Here is an 18,115-nt window from a genome sequence, read left to right as displayed (position 1 = left end):
GCTGGTCGGCGACTAAAGATCGGCTGTGGATCGGGGGCGGGGGAGGTCTGGTTGGAGTGGTCGGCTGCTTTGCGTTGCCGGGTGGCGGTTTGCTACGAGTAAATGGCTCGTTGTGCAGCTTGCATCGCACTTCCGTATAGGCCGCCGGTGATTCTGTTGCGCGCCAAGGCTGCTCGTGCTGCGTTGGCTCCTGGGGCGCCGTGCACCGCGCCTCCCGGGTGGGCCGAAGCTCCGGCCAGGTAGAGCCTGTCGATGGGGGTGTCGGCCCGCGACAGGCCTGGCACTGGGCGGAACACGAACTGCTGGTGGATCGCCGCTGTACCGGCGTTGATCGCGCCCTGCACGAGGCTCGGGTTGAGCGCCTCCAGCTCCGCCGGCCCCTGCGGGCACCGCGCCTTGATCAGGCTTCGGAAGCCGGGTGCGCGGCGCTCGATGAGTTCTTCCATCCGGTCGGCGTAGCGCTCCAGCCGGTCCCTGTCCCAACGCTCGCCGCGCGGGACGTGCGTGTACGCCCACACCGACTCGGTGCCCGCCGGGGAGCGGGACGGGTCCGTCGTCGTCATCTGGCCCAGCAACAGGAACGGCCGCTCGGGCACCCGGCTGCACGCCAGGTCCGCGCCGTACGCGGTCAGTCCATCGAGGTCCGCGTCCAGGTGCACCACGCCCGACCGGCGCGCCTCTTCGGCCGTCCACGGGATCTTCCCATCCAACGCCCAGTCGACCTTGATCGTCGCGTTGTCCCAGTGGAAACGGTCCAGGTCGGACACCAACCTGGCGGGCAGGTGCTCCTCCCCGACCAGCTCCCGGTACAGCGCCGGGGCGGGCACGTCCGCCAGCACCGCCCGCTTGGCCCGCACCAGTTCACCGTGCTCGTCCCGCACACCCATCGCCCGGTTGCCCGCGATCAACACGTCCCGCACCCGGCGGTTGCACTCGACCCGGCCACCACGATCCGCGAGACGGCGCACCAGCGCGGTGATGATCCGGTCCGCGCCGCCCTCAGGCACCGGGAAACCCACGTCCTGCCCGGCCATCCCCAGCAGCCACCCGAACACACCGCTGCCCGCGTTGTCCGGACCGAGATCCGTGTGCAGGGCGTTGCCGGCGAACAACAACCGCGCGCCCTCGCCGTCGAACAGCTCCTCGCCCAGCCGCCGCACCGGCAGCGTCACCATCCGCACCAGCCGCAGGGTCTCCGCGACCCCGATCCGGCGCACCAGCCTCGACGCCGACCGCACCGGCGGGAACGGGCGCAGCACCGATTCCAGCAGGTCGTCCCGCACCCTCTGCCACTGCGCGAACGCGTCACGCCAGGCGTCGCCGTCCTTGGCGGCGAACGTGGACACCGAGGCGGCCGTCTCGTCGAGATCCCGCGACAACGCCACGCACCGGTCGTCGTGCAGGACGTGGGCCAGCACCAGCGGCGCGTGCTTCCACACCAGGCCGTAGGAGTCCAGCCCCAGCTCACGCAGCACCGGCGACGCGTAACCGAGCGGGTAGAACGCGCTGCACAGGTCGCTGCGGAACCCGGGCGCGGTGACCTCGGCACTGCGCACCGCGCCGCCGGGCTCCGGCGCGGCTTCGAGCACGAGCACGCTCCACCCGGCGTCGGCGAGCACGTTCGCCGCCACGAGGCCGTTCTGGCCCGCCCCCACGACGACCGCGTCGACAGTTTCGGTCACGACGCTCCCTTCTAGGCCTGCGTCTGACGACTGGGCCGCCCCAGCCTGATCCCAGCCAACCGCTCCAGCCACGATTCCGCACCCCGCGGCGCGAGCGGTCCACTGCCCGTGCCGCTGCCGTCGCGCATCCCGGCGACCAGTTCGGCCAGCGCCTCCTTCGCGTCGTACCGCGGTTCCCAGCCGAGGTGGGCGCGGGCGCGAGTGGTGTCGATCAGCGGGGCCTTGTCGGCGAGGCTGAGCCAGCCCGGGTGCATCGGCTGCAACCCGAGCCGCCACGTCGGCAGGGCCAGGGTGGTGACCAGCCGCCGCGGCACCGGGACGCGGAAACCGCCGAACAGTTCGGCGAGGTCGTTGACGCCGAGCACCGGTTCGGAAGCGAGGTTGAAGGCACCCTCCGCGCGCTGGTCGAGCATGAGGCAGATCGCGTCGGCGACGTCGTCGGCGTGCACGACCTGGCCACGCAGACCACTCCACAGCGGCACCGGCAGCAGGCGGTTGCCGATCAACGCGGTCGGCAGGAGCGGGCTCAGCGTCCACCGCGCGAGCTGCGCACCGGAGTCGTACTGGGCGACGGCGCACGGCCGGAACACCGCGACCCGCACGTCCGGGTGCTGCCGGGCGAACAGTTCGACGAGGCGTTCCAGGCGCGCCTTGTCGCGGCTGTAGGCGCTGCCCGGGACGCCGGTGCGCGGCCAGTCTTCGTCGACGCGGGTCCAGCGCGGGGCCGGAGTGTAGGCGGCGACGGAGGACGCGCAGACCAGCTGCGGCACCCCGGCCTCGGCGACGGCGGCCAGGACCTCCTGCGAACCTTCGATGTTGGTCCGGTTGCGGGGCGGCTCGTCGACACCCGGGTGGATGGCCCAGGCGAGGTGGACGACGGCGTCCGCGCCCGCGAAGACCTTCGGCAGGACGTCCGGGGCGGAGTCGGAGTCGAGATCGCAGTCAACCCACTGGGCGCTGTCATACGGTGGACGAGCGTCCGGAATCCGCCGCGCCAGCCCCACGACCTCCCAGCCCGGCCTGCGCGCGGCCGCGCGCAGGAACGCGGTGCCGATGCTGCCGGACGCCCCGGTGACCACGACCTTCATGCCGGACGTGTTCCACCGGGGCGGGTTCGCTAACCGCCGGGCACGGAACTTCTCAGTCCACCGGCAGGGCGGGCGCGTCCGGCGTCGCCACCGCCGCCAGCCGCGCGCGGACCGCCGTGCGGGCGTAGTCGTAGCGGGACGGGTCGTCGTGCAGGAGGGCGTCCTCGGCGGCGGCCCTGGTGAGCGCGTCCAGCTCGAAGGCCAGCTGCGCCGGGTCCACGTCGGGGTCGATCTCGCCGAGCTCCTGCGCCTCGGCGATCGTCGTGCGGTACAGCGTCTGCCAGTCCCGCCGACCGGCGGCTATCGCGTCGCGCACCCGGCCGGGGCGCGCGTCGAACTCGGCCGCGGTCGCGACGAAGAAACACCCGCCCGCGAACACCGGCTGCCGCACGTACGCCAGCCACGACTCGGCCAGCGCCCACACCCGCCGCAGCCCAGCCGGCGCCTTCCGCGCGGGCTTCACGACCTTGCCGACGAACACCTCGACGGCCGCGCGCACCGTCGCCAGCTGCAGCTCCTCCTTCGAGCCGAACTGGGCGAACACCCCGCTCTTGCTCACGTCCAGCTCGGTCGCCAGCCGGCGCACGGACAGGCTCTCCAGCCCCTCCACGGAGGCGATGTCCATCGCCCGGTCCAGGATCGCGCGCCGCGAGCGCAGCCCGCGCTGCACCCGCTTGTCCACGTGCACGTCAGCCACCCGGCCAGTCTATCCCGGACAGCCGTCCACCGCCTGCTCGATTCCCTGCGGAGAATTGCCGCCTACAACCGCGCGAACTTACCGTACGAGTGTCCACCAACTTGGAGGAGACGACATGCGAGCGGTACTGCAGCGGGCGTGGGGCGACCCGCTCGAAGTGGCCGAGGTGCCCGCACCGCGGCCCGCCCCCGGCGACGTCCTGGTCAGGGTCGTCGCGGCGGGCGTCAACCCCGTCGACCACTACACCGCCATCGGCCAGGCCTACAACATGGTCCTGTCGCTGCCCCACACCCACGGCTGGGACGTCGCGGGTGTGGTCGAGCAGGTCGGCTACGGCGTGACGCGGTTCGCGCCCGGCGACCGCGTCTACGGCATGCCGTGGTTCCCGCGCGCGGCGGGCGCGTTCGCCGACTACCTGACCGCCCCGGCCCGCCACCTCGCGCCGATGCCGGAGGGGCTCGGCTTCACCGAAGCCGCCGCCCTGCCGCTCGCCGGGCTGACGGCGTGGCAGATCCTCACCGACGTGGCCGGCGTGTCGGCCGGCCAACGTGTCCTGGTCTCGGGCGCGGCCGGCGGCGTCGGGCACCTCGCCGTGCAGATCGCCAAGGCCCGCGGCGCGCACGTCATCGGCACCGCGAGCCCGCCGAAGCACGAGTTCGTACGCGCGCTGGGCGCCGACGAGGTGACCGACCACCGGACCGGGCCGCCCGCGCGGGACGTGGACGTGGTGGTCCAGATGTTCGGCGGCGAGCACGGCCTGACCGCGCTGCGCGCCCTCCGGCCGGGCGGACTGCTGGTCAGCGGCCAGTCCGCGTGGACGCCGGGCCTGCACGAGCGCGCCGCGGAACTCGGCGTGCGCGCGGTCGGCTACCTCGTCGACCCGGACGCGGCCGGGCTCGCCGCGCTCACCGATTTGGTCCACAAGGGACAGTTGTCGCCGCACGTCAGCGAAACGTTCCCGCTTACCGAGGCCCAGCGCGCCTTGAGCCTGCTCGCCGAGGGCCGCACCACCGGCAAGGTCGTCCTGACCGTCACCGACTGAGGAGGAACCGTGGAAAGCACAGTCCGCGCCTACGCCGAAGCCAAGAGCCGCGCCGACACCGGCGCCGCGCTCGCCCAGTGCCACCCCGGCGTGGTCATCGAAACCGTCCCCTTCCGGGCCGTCGCGCACGGCACCGCGGAGGCCGAGCGCCAGTTCGCCGGGTTCTTCCGCGCGTTCCCCGACTACCGCGTGCGCGCCGACTACCTGCGCACGGCCGGGGACCTCGTGGTCGGCTCGGGCACGATCAGCGCCACGATGCGCGGCGCGCTGGCCGGGATCGAACCGACCGGGAAGTCGTTCGAGCTGCCGTTCGCCTGCCACTGGCAGGTGCGTGACGGCCTGATCGCCCACGAGCGGTTCTTCTTCGACTTCCACTGGATGTGCGAGCAGCTGGGCCTGTCGACCGACGAGGCGGGCAAGCGGTTCACCGAGTGGCGGGAGGCGGCATGAGCACGTACGTCCTCGTGGCCGGCGCGTGGCACGGCGGCTGGTGCTGGGACCGCGTGGCGGCCCGGCTGCGCGAACGGGGTCACCGCGTGATCGCCCCGGACCTGCCGATGGACGCCGGCGCCGGGCTGCACACGCACGCCGCCGAGGTGTCCGCCCTGCTGGCGGACCTGGACGACGCCGTGCTCGTCGGGCACAGCTACGCCGGTTTCGTCGTGCGGGAGGCCGCCGACCGCGTGCCGGAACGCGTCGCGCGGCTGGTGCTCGTCGACGCGTGGTTCGGCCGGGACGGCGAGTCGCTGGACAGCCGCGCGCCGGGGTGGTTCACCGAGTGGGTGGACTCCATGACGGTCGACGGGCTGATCGGCGTGCCGCCGGCGGCGGCCGTCGGCGTCACCGACCCCGCCGACGTGAAGTGGCTGGAGGCGAACATGGCCCCGCACCCGCGCCGGTCGTTCGCCGAGCCGACGACGCTGACCGGCGCGGTCGAGTCCATCCCCTGCCACGCCGTGGTGTGCCTGGACAACGAGCGGATGCCGCTGGCCCGCCTGGCGCGGGAAGCCGGGTGGCCGGTCACCGGGCTGCGCACCGGCCACGAGTGCATGGTCACCGCGCCGGACGAGCTCGCCGGGGTGCTCCTGGAGGTGTCCACTCAGGACTGATTGCCGGAGCCCGGTTCCGCCATCCGGCGGTGCATCGCCGCCTTCACGGTGTCCGGCACGGCCCGCGCCGCCGCGGCCTGGACCTTGTTGCGCGCCGAACCGGCGACCACCTTGTCCTTGCCTGCCATCATCGCGGCGAACCCCTGCTCGGCGACCTCCGCGGGATCGTCCTTGGGGCCCTGGGCGATCTTGGTGTCGGTCATCCCGGCGCGCTCGAAGAACTCGGTGTCGGTCGGCCCCGGCAGCAGGGCGGTGACCGTCACGCCGCTGTCCTTCAGCTCCTCGCGCAGCGCCTCAGCGAACGAGGCCAGGAACGCCTTGCTCGCACCGTAGACGGCCTGGAACGGCCCCGGGGTCATGGCCGCGACCGAGGACGTGAACAACACCCGCCCCGCCGCCTGCTCGACCATTCCCGGCAGCAGGCGGCGGGTCAGGTGCACGGCCGAGGTGACGTTCAGGTGGACCACGTTCAGCTCGTCGCGCAGCGAGCCGTCCACGAACGCGCCGCCGACCCCGACCCCGGCGTTGACGGCCAGCGCGGCCAGCGGCCGGTCCACCGACGCGACTGCGGCGACCCGGTTCTCCACCCCGTCGTAACTCGCGAGATCGCCCCGCACGGCCAGGACCTGCGCGCCGAGCGCCAGCAACTCGCGCTGCGCGTCGTCCAGTTCCGCGTTCTCCGCGGCGATCACGAGGTCGTAGCCGTGCGAGGCGAACTGCTTCGCCAGCTCGCGCCCGATCCCGGTGGAGGCACCGGTGACGACCGCGAGCGGTCTGGTTCCTGTGTTCGTCATGGCGGGCGGTTACCCCGATCCGGGCCGCCCACTCGGGCTACGCGTTGCCGCGCGCCGCGCTGATGTCGCCGAGCGTCGACGACGGGTCGCGCTCGATCGCGGCGTCCCCGACCGACACGACGCCGACCGGCCGGTCGTGGTCGACCACCGCGATCCGCCGCACGGCGTGCTGCCGCATCCGCTGGATGGCGGCGTCGGCGGGCTCTTCCGGGCGCGCGGTGACCAGCTCGCCGCTGCACACCTCGCCGAGCGTGCAGCTCCGCGGGTCGTCCTTCTCCGCCAGCGCACGCACCACCAGGTCCCGGTCGGTGACGATGCCGGCCAGGCGGTCGCCGTCGCGCACCAGCACGTTCCCGATGTCCTTCTCCCGCATCGCCTGCGCGGCCTGCCGCACCGGGGTGTCCGCGGACAGCGTCACCGGGTTGGGGGTCATCACGTCGCGCACGAGCTGCGCCATGGGTTTCCGACCTCCTCGCAGTCGTTGTCACACCTTCACCACAGGCCGTTCCCCGATCGGGGCCGCCGAAACCGGCTACCGTGTGACGGAGAGCTCCACCGGATCGGAAGGACGTCCCCGTGACCGAGGCCTGGCACCGCCCGTTGCGGCACATCAAGGGCGGCGAGCTGACCGGCGACACCGCGCAGACCAGCGGCATGCGGCGGCTGGAGGCGGTGTCCGGCAAGACAGCAGGCTCGGAGAAGGTCTGGATGGGCGAGACGCACGTCGGCCCGCACACCAATTCGGGTGACCACCACCACGGCGAAGCCGAGACGGCGATCTACGTCAAGTCCGGGCACCCGGTGTTCGTGTTCGCCGACGGCGACGAGGAGATCCGGCTGGAGACCGAGCCGGGCGACTACATCTTCGTGCCGCCCTGGGTTCCACACCGCGAGGAGAACCCCGGCGACGAGGACGCGGTCGTGATCATCGCGCGCAGCAGCCAGGAAGGCATCGTGGTCAACCTGCCGAGCCTGTGGGCGCAGGTGGACCGGCCGGATTCCTGACCGCGAGCCCGATCCACTTCTCCGGGCTCTGTTTGTCGCCGTCGCGGGGGCACGTATGATCCTGGCCAGCGTCAAGCAGCCGGCGCCCAACGCCGTCCGAACGGCGGACGGCACCACGAGGCGAAGGGCTTGACGATGAACGACACCAGGCGGATACGTCCGCATTCGTCCCCGCCGTGCTCGAACGTGCTGGGGGGCAGGCTCCGGTTCTGATCCACCCCGGATCCCGGATCACCCACCACATCACGGCACCCGTACACCGCCCGCGTTCCGCGCGGCGGTCCGGCGGCGTGCCCGGCAGCGCACTCGCGGAGAGAACCCACACATGACCAAATCCGAGCGGCCGGAGCCACTGGCCAGACTCGACGACGTCACCCTCGCACTGGAGAACCTGCGGCTCGGCATCGACGAAGAGGAGCCACTCGACGCGGTGTTGCGGCGGCTCGCGGAGACCGCCGTGAACGCGATCGCGGACGCCGACGCCGTCAGCGTCACGCTGCTCGACGACACCGGGCCGCGCACCGCGGCCACCACCGACAACGAACTGACGGGGATCGACCAGGCCCAGTACGACGCGGGCGACGGCCCCTGCCTGCTGGCCGTCCGCACGCGCGAACCGGTCCGCGCGGTGTCCAAACAGGACGATGAGACGTGGCCAGGTTTCGCCGCCGCGGCGCAGGAGCGCGGTGTGCTGACGTTCCTGGCCGTGCCGCTGATGCTCGGCGCGGGCCGCGACGGCGACGAGCTCGTCGGCTCGCTGAACCTGTACAGCCGGGTGGACGGCGCGTTCGACCCGTTCGACCAGAAGCTGATGCGGTTGTTCACCGGCGCCGCCTCCGCGGCGATCAGCAACGCGCGCCGCTGGTACCACGCGCGCCAGCAGATCCGGCACCTGGAGAGCGCGCTCACCTCGCGCGCCGAGATCGACCAGGCGAAGGGGGTGCTGATGGCGGTGCACGGCATCAGCGCGAGCGAAGCGTTCGACCGGCTGGTGGACCAGTCGCAGCGGCAGAACATCAAACTCCGCCAGGTCGCCATCGACCTGCTGGAGTCCGTGCGCGCACGCTGACGCGCGGGCGGGTTCAGACGCGGCGCATCGCGACCCGGGGCCAGCGGTCGAGTCCCCGAGCCGCCTCCGCCGCGCGGATCCGGCGCAGCCCGGGCGTCAGCTCGTCCCCGGCCAGGCGGACGAAGCCGCACCGCTCGTAGTACGGCGCGTTCCACGGCACGTCGGCGAACGTGGTCAGCGTCAGCGCCGGGAAACCCGCCCGCGCGGCCTCCTCGATCAGCGCCCGCCCGATCCCGCGCCGCGCCCGGGACGCGTGCACCGACACCTGCTCGATGTGCAGGGCACCGTCCACCGGCGCCGCGACCAGGTACGCCACCGGTTCCGGGTCGTCGGCCACCCACGCGAAGGGGTAGCTCGCGAGCTCCGCGGGTGTCGGCAGCACGTCGTCGGCGATTTCGGGCATCCCGATGTCCCGGAAGCACTCCCCAGCCGACCGTTCGACCTCCGGCAGCCGGTCGAAATCGGCCGCGGTCGCAGTCCTGATGCGCATGCCGGACAGTGTGACCGGGTACCGCCACATCGATGGCACGAATTTTGTCCCCCTGGTACTGGTTGCGGCGAGCCGCGCGCTTCCCCGGACGGGAGCGCGAGGCCGTGCTGCAGGCGGTCAAGATGGCGCTCGCCGCGGTGCTCGCCTGGCTCGTCGCGCGCGTGGTCATCCCGTCGCCGCAGTCGTTCATGGCGCCGTACGCCGCCGTGTTCCTGATGACCGCGACGGTCTACCGCTCGCTCACCAACGCCGCACAGCAGACCGCGGCGCTGCTGCTCGGGCTGGCCCTCGCCTACGCCGCCGCCCACCTGATCCCGCAGCCGGCGCTGGCGCTCGCGGCCGCGGTGTTCGTCGGGATGCTGCTCGGCCAGTGGCACCGGTTCGGCGGCAGCGGCATCTGGGTCGGGGTGACCGCGCTGCTGATGATCTCCTACGGCACCGCGGGCAACCTGCTCTACCTGGCCGAACGCATGGGTGAGAGCCTGCTCGGCGCCGCGATCGGGGTGGTGGTGAACACGGTGGTCCTGCCGCCGGTGCACCTGCGCCACACACGCGACGCGGTGACCGCGCTCGCGGCCGAGGTGCGCGACCTGTTGCAGTCGATCGCCGGCGACCTGCGCGACGACTGGGACACCGACACCGCCACCCGCTGGCTGCGGCACGCCCGCCGCCTCGATTCGACGGTGGTGCGGGCCGACGAGGCGGTCAGCTGGGGGCGCGAGAGCGTGCGGTTCAACATCCGGTGGCTGGTGCACCGCCGCCGCGGGAGCCTGCCGCTGCCGTCGGCCTTCGAATCGCCGCTGAGCGTGCTCAAGGAGGTCTCCGAGCAGGTCAAGCGCATCACGGAGGCGCTGGTGACCGCCGCCCAGCAGGACGAGGCCGACCCGGAGTTCACCGCGGAGTACGCGCGGTTGCTCGACCAGCTGGCCGGCGCGGTCGCGTGCCTGGACCAGAGCGACGACCGGCTCGCCGACCTGCCCGGCTACCTGGACGAACTGTCCGCGCACCACCGTGAGCTGGACGGCAGGCTGCGGTTCGACCGGGTCACGACGGTGATGCGGCAGGCCGAGGACGCGGCGCTGCTCGCGGTGGCCCGCTCGGTGCGGGTGCTGGAGACGGCCGCGCCACGCTGACCTGTTTGGGCTCGCCGCGGGCGGCAAGCCCACAGGCGGGAAAGGAGGGACGACGATGAACCGCACCACGACCCGGGAGAGCCTGGAGGCCGCGCTGCAGGACCTGGATTTCCCGGCGGAGAAGCCGCGGATCCTGGAGTGCGCGGAACGCAACGGCGCCGACGACGACACGGTCGCCGCGCTGCGCGCGATCCCGCCGGTGAGCTACGGCAGCTGGACCGAGCTGATCTCGGCCGCCCGCGTGGAGTCCGACGACGACCGGGGCTGAGGTCGCGGTGGCGGCCGCGCGCCGCGCAGCTCCCCGGACGGCAGCGCACCGGCTCACAGGTCGGCGAACGCGCGGCCCACCGCCCGGCCACCGCGCCGAGGCACCGCCCGCCGAGCACCCGGCTCGCCGTGCCGCGAACGCCCAGGCCCGACCCCTACGAGCGCGCCCGCCCACCGCCTGGCAACCGCGTCGAGGCACCGCCTGGCAAGCGCCCTGGCTCACCACCCCGCGAACCCTCGGCCCAACGCCCCACGCGCGCCCCGGTCCACCGCCCGGCCGCCGCGCCGACGAGCCGCCCAGGCCCAACCCCCACAAGAGCGCCGGCTCACCACCCGGCCACCGCGCCGAGGCACCGCCCGGCAAGCGCCCCGGCTCACCACCCTGCCGCCGCGCCGACGCACGGCTGGCCCCGCCGAGCACCCGGCTCGCCGCCCCACGAACGCCCAGGCCCAACCCCCACAAGCGCGCCCGCCCACCGCCCGGCCACCGCGCCGAGGCACCGCCCGGCAAGCGCCCTGGCTCACCGCCCCGCGAACCCTCGGCCCACGCCCCACGCGCGCCCTGGCTCACCACCCGGCCATCGCGCCGACGAACCGCCCGGCCCCCGCCTCGGCTCACCGCCCCGCGAGCACCCCGGCTCCCCGCCCAGCAAGCGCCCTGGCCCAACCCCCACGAGCGCCCCGGCTCACCACCCGGCCACCGCACCGACTCACCGCGCCGCGAGCGCCCCGGCTCACCGGCCGGCGAGCAGCTCCTCCAGCTCCCCCAGCACGTCTTCGACCGGGACCGTCGCCACAAACGAGTCGTCGTGCTCGCAGCGGGGCAGGTCCTCCCGCGTGCAGTCGACGCCGCACACCGGGCAGTTCGCCGTCCACGAGATCAGCACCCGGTGCCGCGACCGGCCGAGCGGCCCCGCGTTCACCACGTTGCCCATCCAGTAGACGCTGACCGTCGGCGCGCCGACCGCCGCCGCCAGGTGCCGCGGGCCGCTGTCGTTGCCGGCGAACGCCGAGCACCGGTCCAGCACCCCCACCAGCGCGGACATGCTCAGCGACGTCAGCGCGCGCACCGGCGGCCCGGCCAGCCCGGCCACCCGCTCGACCAGTTCACGTTCGTCCGGCGCCCCGATCACCACCACACCGCGCCCGCCCGCCGCGAGCTTGGCCGCGATCTCGGCGAACCGCTCCGCGGGCCACCGGCGGCGCGGGTCACCGGCGCCGGGGTGCACCACGACCAGCGGCTCCGGCAGCCCCTCCAGCACCTCGTCCGCCGCCGCGCGATCGGCGTCGGTCACCGTGATGGACGGTTCCAGCTCCACCGGCCGCGCCCCGGCCAGCCCGGCGACCTCCAGCGCGCGCAGCACCTCGTGCTGGTAGTACCGGAACGGCAGCCACCGGTCGGCCTCCCCGGCGTCCGGCGTCCGCGCGCCGACCAGGTACCGCGGTTCCAGCCTGCGCAGGAACGGATTGGAGTTGCGCCCGCCGCCGTGCAGCTGCACGGCCAGGTCGACGGGCTTCAGCGCGTCGAACCAGGCCTGCTGCTCCGCCGCGTCGAACGGCTTCCCGGCCGGCTCGTGCACGTTCTCGTACGGCGGCATCGGACGCACCTCGGTCACCGGCGACGGGCGCCCGGCGAACAGCTCACGGTGCAGTTCCGTGCCCAGCAACACGATCTCGGCGTCCGGGTAGGCCGCCCGCAGCGCGGCCATCGCCGGCACCGCGAACAGCAGATCCCCCAGACCACCACCGCGCAGCACGGCGATCCTGCGCACGTCCGGCCACTTCGCTTCGATCGGGCCGACCGCGGGCCCTGCGTCGGAATTCAGCACGCGCTCAAGGTGCCCGTTTCCGCAGGCAGCAAACGGAAATGTTTGTTCGCCCAAGATCCGGCTACTGGTGGAGCAGGAGAAGGAGTGGAGGTGGACATGGCAGGCGAGACCAAGGACGTGGCCCCCATCACGCCGGACCTCGTCCGGCTGCTGTCGGAGACCGCGCCCACGGTCGTGGTGCTCGGCGACGCGATCCTCGACGTGTGGCTGTCCGGCCACTGCGAGCGAATCTGCCGCGAGGCCCCGGCGCCCGTCGTCGACGTGGGCGCGCGCGCCTTGTCGCCCGGCGGGGCGGCGAACACCGCGGCGAACCTCGCCGCGCTCGGCGCGCGGGCCCGGTTCGTCAGCGTCGTCGGCGACGACGAACCCGGCCGGGAACTGGCCGCGCTGCTGGACTCCCACGGCGTCGACACCGAGAACCTGCTCACCGCGCCGTCTCGGCGCAGCACCAGCAAGCAGCGCGTGGTCGCCGACGACCAGGTGCTGCTGCGGTTCGACGAGGGCGACCGCGACGACCTGCCCGCGGTGCAGACCAACCGCCTCACCAAGGCACTGGAGAAGGCGCTCGCCGGCGCGGACGCGCTGATGGTGTGCGACTACGGCAACGGCCTGCTCGGCAAACCGCTGCGGGACGCGGTGGCGCGGCTGCGAGCGGACATTCCGCTGCTGGTCGTCGACGCGCACGACTTCGAGCACTGGCAGCAGGCCCGGCCCGACCTCGTCACCCCGAACGCCGCGGAGGCGGCGAACCTGCTCGGCGCCGACCTGCCGGAGCCGGGCGAGGAACGCGCGCGCCTGTTCGAGGACGAGCGGCGGACACTGCTGGACAAGACCGGCGCCGCGGCCGCGGTCGTGACGATGGACCGGCACGGCGCGATGCTGCTCACCGGCGAGGGCCGCGGCTACCGCACGTGGGCCGATCCCGCGCCGGAGAGCCAGGCCAGCGGCGCCGGCGACACGTTCGCGGCGGCGCTCGTGCTGGCGCGGGCCGCCGGACTGCCGACCACGAGCTGCATGGAGCTGGCGCAGGCGGCGGCGAACGTCGTGGTGCACCAGGACGGCACCGCGATCTGCACCCAGGCGCAGCTGTCCCTGGCGCTGAGCCGGGAACGCGAGGCCGCGGTGCCCGCCGCCGAACTCGCCCGCGCGGTCGCCGCGCACCGCGAGGCCGGGCGACGGGTGGTGTTCACCAACGGCTGCTTCGACGTGCTGCACCGCGGGCACATCACTTACCTCAACGAAGCCAAGCGGCTCGGCGACGTGCTGATCGTCGCGGTCAACTCCGACGAGAGCGTGCGACGGCTGAAGGGCCCGGACCGGCCGGTGAACACCGCGCAGGATCGCGCCGCCGTGCTGTCCGCGCTCAGCTGCGTGGACCACGTGGCGGTGTTCGACGAGGACACCCCGGTCGAGCTGCTGAAGCAGCTGGAGCCGCAGCTCTACGTCAAGGGCGGCGACTACACCGAGAACATGCTGCCGGAGGCGCCGACCGTGCGGTCCTACGGCGGCGAGGTCCGCGTGCTCGGGTACGTCGCCGACCACTCGACGACGTCGGTGATCGAGAAGATCCGCACCTCCGCGCCGGTCGGGGAGGGCGCGTGAGGGTCGACGTCCTCATCCCCACTCGCAACCGTCCCGCCGAACTCGCCGTCACGCTCTCCGGTTTGGCCGCGCAGGACTTCCCGGACTTCGAGGTGCACGTGGCCGACCAGTCCGATGGGGACGCGTCCTACGAGTCCCCGGCCGCCGAGGCGATGGTCCGGGTGCTGCGGCACCAGGGCCACCCGGTCCAGCTGAGCCGGAACCTGCCCCGGCGCGGGCTGGCGCAGCAGCGCAACCACCTGCTGGACCAATCCAAAGCGGACTACGTCTTGTTCCTCGACGACGACGTGTGGCTCGAACCCGGCGCGATCACCCGCCTGCACTCGGCGATCAGCGAGCTGGGCTGCGGGATGGTCGGCAACGCCGTCACCGGACTGTCCTATCTGGATGACCGGCGGCCGCACGAGCTGGAGCCGTACGAAGAGTGGGAGGACAGGCCGGAGCCGGAGCAGGTCACGCCCGGCACGCGCGAGTGGCAGCGCTGGACCCTGCACAACGCAGCCAACCCGACCCACCTGTCGGAGCGGGTCCGGCACCGTCCGAAGTGGACCGCGTACAAGGTCGCCTGGGTCGGCGGTTGCGTGATGTTCGACCGCGAGGCACTGGTCAACGTCGGCGGGTTCGAGTTCTGGCAGGAACTGCCGCCGGAGCACTGCGGCGAGGACGTGCTGGCGCAGATGAAGGTCGCCGCCAAGTACGGCGCGGCGGGCATCCTGCCCACCGGGGCCGTGCACCTGGAGTCACCGACTACGGTGGTGAACCGGGACACCGAAGCCTACGACGTCGTTCCCCCGTGAGGATCATGACCGAGCCCGTTTCCCAGCAGCGCCTCCGGCTCCGGGACGAGTTCCTGGGCCGGGCGGCGGACGAGTTGTTCAAGTACGACGAGCGGTTGCGTGGACTCGACCTGAAGGTCCGCTTCGACCGCGGAGTCGCGCACCTGACCGGCGAGGTCGGCGAGCGGGCGCACCTGGACACCGCGCGTGAGCTGATCGGGCGGCTGGACGGGGTGTTCGGCGTGTGGGACCGCGTCCGGGTCGGCGGGCGGGACCCGCTGATCCTCGACCTCGGCTGCGGCGGCCAGAAGCAGTACCCGGGCAACCTCGGCGTGGACCTGATGACCACCGGTGAGGTGGACGTGGTCGCCGACCTGTCCGGGCCGCTGCCGTTCGCGGACTCGTGCGCGGACCGGGTGTTCCTGGTGCACATCCTGGAGCACCTGATCGACTTCCTGCCGCTGGTGGACGAGGTGCACCGGGTGCTGCGCCCGGACGGCATCGCCTACGTGCTGTCACCGTGGTGGCGCTACGTGAACGCGGTGGCCGACCCGACGCACGTGCGAATGCTGGACGTGCAGACGATCAAGGGCATCTGCCGCAGGCCCGGCTCGCCGCGCACCTGGTTCCCGCTGCACGCGGGCTGTGACGGGGCCAGCATCTTCGCCGAGCTGCGGCCGGTCAAGGACGGTTCGGCGGAGGCGCCGGGCGCGGCGCACCTCGCCCGGTTCTTCGACTAGTGACCTGACTCGCACCTGCGCGGTCCCGGCAACGGGGGTGAAACACGTGGTGCATACCGTGAACCGCATGACGACCCACCGGATTCCGGCCGGCGCCATCAACCTGTGGCCGGAGCAGCCCGAGAGCACGACCCGGACCGGCGGCACGGAGAACCGCGGCCTGGTGTGGTCGGCGCTCTGGCAGCACGACGAGACCGAGCCGCCCGCCGCCGACGCGCAGTCCTAAGCCGCGAGGCCGAGCCGCGTCAGGTACGCGGACAGCTCCGGTGGCGTGTGGAACGCGCTGCGGATCGCCAGTGCGGCGTCGCAGCCGAAGGCGATTTCGTCCCTGCTGATGGCGTGGCCTTCGGCGCGCAGGCCGTCCCGGTAGGCGTCGAGGACCAGCTCGCGCAGCGCGGGCAGGGCGGCGACCGGCAACTCGCCCTCGTCGGCCAGCCCGACGAGGAGCTGGCCCAGGTCGGAACCAACCGGGAGCGGGCACTGCCAGCCGACGTCGATCACCACGAACGTGTCCGGCTCGTCCCGCGGCACCAGGAGGTTCTGCGGGCAGGCGTCGTGGTGCCCGAGGGTCTGCGGCAGCGCGTCGAGGCGGTCGAGCAGGTCCGGCACCCGGCGTGCGAGCGCGCGCTGGTCGTCGCGGGTCATGGCGTCCAGGTGGAGCCGGCCTTCGGCGAGGATCCGGAGCGCCGGTCCGGGCGGGCCGCCGAGCCGCCGCCCGGCCCAGCGGCCGAGCAGGTGCGCCGCGCGCTCGAACCGGGGCGTGTCCCAGGGGAGGTCCGCGCACTGGACGTCTTCCAGCCACATCGCCACGCGGTCGTCGCCCAGCTCGTCGATGCGGAAGACGGCGGGGGTGCGCAGGCCGGGCGGCAGCCGGAAGCCGGACCGGAGGAAGTCCGCCTCGCCGCGCCAGGGGAACTCGCGCGCGAACCGCTCCCGGAGGCCGGCGGGGATGGTCGCGAACACCGCGGAATGCCGTGGGGCCTGGAGGATCTTGACGAACGCCGGCTGTGGCCCGGTGACGCGGTAGACCGCGGCCGTCGAGGGTGCGGTGGGGGTGAACCGCACGGGCACGATGCGGGTCGGCTGACCCGTACCGCGCCGCCGTGTTCCTGGTGACCGCGTCGAGCCGACGCCGCGTCGCGGAGCTATTCGTGACAGCGTCGAGCCGGCGCCGCGTCGCCACGGAGCTCGTTTCAGCGGTGCCGCCTCAGCGGTAGGGATCGGTGATCTCACAGAGCTTCTCCAACGTCTCCCGCAGCTGCGCCATCCGGCGCTTGCCCACGTGCTGCTCCCACTCCGCCTCGATGCGGGCGATCTCGGCCTCCGCGACGGGCGCCGCCTCGCGGGCCTTGTCCGTGGCGTGGATCAGGCGCGCCCGGCCGTCCCGCGGGTCCGGCACCCGCTGCACGTAACCGGCCTTCTCCAGCTGGTCGACCAGGAACCCGGCGGTCTGCTTCGTCACCTGCGCCGCCTCGGCCAGCTCGGTCAGCCTGCTGCCGGCCGGGTTGAGCCGCTGCAGCAGCCGCGCCTGCGCGAGCGTCACCTCGAACCCGGCGGCGCGGATCGCGTCCATCACCCGGTTCTCCAGGTGGCGGTACGGGATGTAGAGCAGCAGGCCGGTGTTCACGCGGGCTCCTTGACGATAGTCAGAGAACTTGCCTAAACTAGTCAGACCATCTTACCACTTTCGGGCGAGGTTCCCATGGAACAGAACGACAAGTGGCTGGCGATCGACGCGGAACGCACGCGGATCGCCGACCTCTACGAGACCCTCACCGACGTCGAGCGGACGTACCCGTCGCTGTGCGACGGCTGGACGGTCCACGACGTCGCGACGCACGTGGCACTCGCACCGCACGTCGGAGTGGGCACGGTCCTCAAGGCGGCGCTGCGGGCGCGCGGGAACTTCAACCGCATGGTCTACGACCTGACCAAGCGGGAGTCGGCGCGGCTCTCGCCGCCGGAGGTGGTGGAACTGCTGCGCACGGCGGTCGGCATGCGCCGTCTCGCGCCGCGGCAGAGCCTCGACAACGCGTTGATGGACGTGCACGTCCACGCGCAGGACATCGCGATGCCGCTCGGCCGGCGGCTGCCGATGCCGGCCGAGGCGGCGGTCGCGTCCGCGGACCACCTGTGGGAGATCGGTTTCCCGTTCCACGCCCGCAAACGCCTGGCGGGTCACCGTCTGATCGCGACGGACGCCGACTGGCGCGCGGGCGAGGGCACGGAGGTCCGCGGCCCGATCCAGGCCCTGGTCATGCTGCTGGCCGGCCGCACCGCGACCATCCCGCAGCTGACCGGGATCTAGGCCGCGCGGTTCTCGCGGCCGCGCTCGACGGCGGTCAAACCCCAGCCGAGCGCGATCATGCCGACGCCGAGGCCCAGGTGCAGCCAGTTGTCGGCGTTGTTCAGCGGCACGAAGTTGGCGCCGCTGTCCTGGTCGATGACCAGTCCGTAGACCCACAGCAGCAGGTAGACGAAACCACCCAGCACGAGGAACCCGCGGGCGCCGCCCGGGGTGCGGGCCAGCGCCAGGCCCACGACGCCGAACAGCAGGTGCACGATGTTGTGCAGGATGGACACGGCGAAGACCCCGAGCAGCATCGCGCCGGAGTGGTGGCCGGCGAAGGTGAGGTCGTCGTAGTTCGTGGTGATCCCCGGGATGAACCCGAGGATCCCGACGAGCAGGAACACGGCGGCGACGATGGTCGCTGCGGTTTGCACGGGTCTGCGGACCCTGGTCGCGGTTGCGGAACGCCCGGTCATGACTACTCCTTTGGGACGAATTGCCC

22 protein-coding genes are annotated in these 18,115 nt (G+C 72.9%); 12 read left to right on the top strand and 10 right to left on the bottom strand.

The annotated features are described in order from the left end of the window. Nucleotides 1–92: 92 nt before the first annotated feature. From L2C96_RS31910 to L2C96_RS31900, 3 genes are read right to left on the bottom strand one after another with little or no spacing between them, the layout of a single operon-like run. Entirely contained in the window at nt 93–1,682 is a 1,590-nt protein-coding gene (locus L2C96_RS31910; protein ID WP_237338847.1) for a phytoene desaturase family protein, read from the bottom strand. An 11-nt stretch (nt 1,683–1,693) separates the two neighbouring features. Then, nucleotides 1,694–2,770: an NAD-dependent epimerase/dehydratase family protein gene (locus L2C96_RS31905; protein WP_237338846.1), complete on the bottom strand. Its 1,077-nt coding sequence runs from the start codon at nt 2,768–2,770 to the stop codon at nt 1,694–1,696. A 52-nt stretch (nt 2,771–2,822) separates the two neighbouring features. After that, entirely contained in the window at nt 2,823–3,467 is a 645-nt protein-coding gene (locus L2C96_RS31900; protein WP_020422982.1) for a TetR/AcrR family transcriptional regulator, read from the bottom strand. Between the two features lie 115 nt (nt 3,468–3,582). On the opposite strand from L2C96_RS31900, the gene L2C96_RS31895 reads away from it, so the two are divergent. Genes L2C96_RS31895 through L2C96_RS31885 form a run of 3 tightly spaced genes read left to right on the top strand, consistent with a single transcriptional unit; the run spans nt 3,583 to nt 5,618 of the window. Beyond that, nucleotides 3,583–4,509: an NADP-dependent oxidoreductase gene (locus L2C96_RS31895; RefSeq protein ID WP_237338845.1), complete on the top strand. Its 927-nt coding sequence runs from the start codon at nt 3,583–3,585 to the stop codon at nt 4,507–4,509. A 9-nt stretch (nt 4,510–4,518) separates the two neighbouring features. Next, nucleotides 4,519–4,959: an ester cyclase gene (locus L2C96_RS31890; protein ID WP_020422984.1), complete on the top strand. Its 441-nt coding sequence runs from the start codon at nt 4,519–4,521 to the stop codon at nt 4,957–4,959. Continuing rightward, on the top strand, nt 4,956–5,618 hold the full coding sequence (locus L2C96_RS31885; RefSeq protein WP_237338844.1) for an alpha/beta hydrolase: 663 nt from the start codon (nt 4,956–4,958) through the stop codon (nt 5,616–5,618). Before L2C96_RS31890 ends, L2C96_RS31885 begins: the two co-directional genes overlap by 4 nt. Here L2C96_RS31885 and L2C96_RS31880 read toward each other — a convergent pair. After that, the gene (locus tag L2C96_RS31880) at nt 5,609–6,412 is read right to left on the bottom strand and encodes an SDR family NAD(P)-dependent oxidoreductase (protein WP_237338843.1); all 804 of its coding nucleotides are present in this window, start codon (nt 6,410–6,412) and stop codon (nt 5,609–5,611) included. The genes L2C96_RS31885 and L2C96_RS31880 overlap by 10 nt on opposite strands. A 37-nt stretch (nt 6,413–6,449) precedes the next feature. Further along, complete coding sequence (locus L2C96_RS31875) at nt 6,450–6,869, bottom strand: CBS domain-containing protein (RefSeq protein WP_237338842.1); 420 nt, start codon at nt 6,867–6,869, stop codon at nt 6,450–6,452. Nucleotides 6,870–6,988: 119 nt separating this feature from the next. On the opposite strand from L2C96_RS31875, the gene L2C96_RS31870 reads away from it, so the two are divergent. Together L2C96_RS31870 and L2C96_RS31865 are read left to right on the top strand one after the other, a co-directional pair. After that, the gene (locus tag L2C96_RS31870) at nt 6,989–7,417 is read left to right on the top strand and encodes a cupin domain-containing protein (protein WP_020422988.1); all 429 of its coding nucleotides are present in this window, start codon (nt 6,989–6,991) and stop codon (nt 7,415–7,417) included. 325 nt (nt 7,418–7,742) lie between these two features. After that, nucleotides 7,743–8,486, top strand: a complete 744-nt coding sequence (locus tag L2C96_RS31865; protein WP_237338841.1) for an ANTAR domain-containing response regulator — start codon at nt 7,743–7,745, stop codon at nt 8,484–8,486. 13 nt (nt 8,487–8,499) lie between these two features. Here the strand turns inward: L2C96_RS31865 and L2C96_RS31860 are convergent, their stop codons facing one another. Next, a complete protein-coding gene (locus L2C96_RS31860; protein WP_372491287.1) occupies nt 8,500–9,006 on the bottom strand; it encodes a GNAT family N-acetyltransferase in 507 nt (168 codons plus the stop codon). A 2-nt stretch (nt 9,007–9,008) separates the two neighbouring features. Here L2C96_RS31860 and L2C96_RS31855 point away from each other — a divergent pair, with 2 nt between their 5' ends. Both L2C96_RS31855 and L2C96_RS31850 read left to right on the top strand, forming a co-directional pair. Beyond that, a complete protein-coding gene (locus tag L2C96_RS31855) occupies nt 9,009–10,109 on the top strand; it encodes an FUSC family protein (RefSeq protein ID WP_039792048.1) in 1,101 nt (366 codons plus the stop codon). Nucleotides 10,110–10,164: 55 nt separating this feature from the next. Next, nucleotides 10,165–10,377, top strand: a complete 213-nt coding sequence (locus tag L2C96_RS31850) for a DUF2795 domain-containing protein (protein WP_237338839.1) — start codon at nt 10,165–10,167, stop codon at nt 10,375–10,377. A 733-nt stretch (nt 10,378–11,110) separates the two neighbouring features. Here L2C96_RS31850 and L2C96_RS31845 read toward each other — a convergent pair. Beyond that, nucleotides 11,111–12,205 carry a glycosyltransferase family 9 protein gene (locus L2C96_RS31845; protein WP_237338838.1) on the bottom strand — a complete coding sequence of 365 codons (1,095 nt, stop codon included), beginning with the start codon at nt 12,203–12,205 and terminating at the stop codon, nt 11,111–11,113. Nucleotides 12,206–12,301: 96 nt separating this feature from the next. Between L2C96_RS31845 and rfaE2 the strand changes: the two genes are divergently transcribed. From rfaE2 to L2C96_RS31825, 4 genes are all read left to right on the top strand, one after another. Then, a complete protein-coding gene (gene rfaE2, locus L2C96_RS31840; RefSeq protein ID WP_237338837.1) occupies nt 12,302–13,807 on the top strand; it encodes a D-glycero-beta-D-manno-heptose 1-phosphate adenylyltransferase in 1,506 nt (501 codons plus the stop codon). Beyond that, nucleotides 13,804–14,604, top strand: a complete 801-nt coding sequence (locus L2C96_RS31835; RefSeq protein WP_237338836.1) for a glycosyltransferase family 2 protein — start codon at nt 13,804–13,806, stop codon at nt 14,602–14,604. The genes rfaE2 and L2C96_RS31835 overlap by 4 nt, the downstream gene beginning before the upstream one ends. 5 nt (nt 14,605–14,609) lie before the next feature. Beyond that, nucleotides 14,610–15,323, top strand: coding sequence for a methyltransferase domain-containing protein (locus L2C96_RS31830; protein ID WP_237338835.1), 714 nt, complete (start codon nt 14,610–14,612; stop codon nt 15,321–15,323). 67 nt (nt 15,324–15,390) lie between these two features. After that, nucleotides 15,391–15,549, top strand: a complete 159-nt coding sequence (locus L2C96_RS31825) for a hypothetical protein (protein WP_017984551.1) — start codon at nt 15,391–15,393, stop codon at nt 15,547–15,549. On the opposite strand, the gene L2C96_RS31820 is transcribed toward L2C96_RS31825, so the two are convergent. Continuing rightward, entirely contained in the window at nt 15,546–16,388 is an 843-nt protein-coding gene (locus tag L2C96_RS31820) for a hypothetical protein (RefSeq protein ID WP_237338834.1), read from the bottom strand. The two genes, L2C96_RS31825 and L2C96_RS31820, sit on opposite strands and share 4 nt — an antisense overlap. Before the next feature lie 142 nt (nt 16,389–16,530). Continuing rightward, complete coding sequence (locus L2C96_RS31815) at nt 16,531–16,950, bottom strand: MarR family winged helix-turn-helix transcriptional regulator (protein ID WP_020423057.1); 420 nt, start codon at nt 16,948–16,950, stop codon at nt 16,531–16,533. 75 nt (nt 16,951–17,025) lie between these two features. Between L2C96_RS31815 and L2C96_RS31810 the strand changes: the two genes are divergently transcribed. After that, nucleotides 17,026–17,631, top strand: coding sequence for a maleylpyruvate isomerase family mycothiol-dependent enzyme (locus L2C96_RS31810; protein WP_237338833.1), 606 nt, complete (start codon nt 17,026–17,028; stop codon nt 17,629–17,631). On the opposite strand, the gene L2C96_RS31805 is transcribed toward L2C96_RS31810, so the two are convergent. Then, nucleotides 17,628–18,089, bottom strand: coding sequence for a DUF4383 domain-containing protein (locus L2C96_RS31805; protein WP_020423059.1), 462 nt, complete (start codon nt 18,087–18,089; stop codon nt 17,628–17,630). The two genes, L2C96_RS31810 and L2C96_RS31805, sit on opposite strands and share 4 nt — an antisense overlap. Nucleotides 18,090–18,115 lie beyond the last annotated feature (26 nt).

Source organism: Amycolatopsis tucumanensis, assembly GCF_021654135.1.
GTDB lineage: Bacteria > Actinomycetota > Actinomycetes > Mycobacteriales > Pseudonocardiaceae > Amycolatopsis_E > Amycolatopsis_E tucumanensis.
The sequence above is the reverse complement of the archived record's forward strand: the minus strand, read 5'-3'. Positions and strand labels throughout refer to the sequence as shown.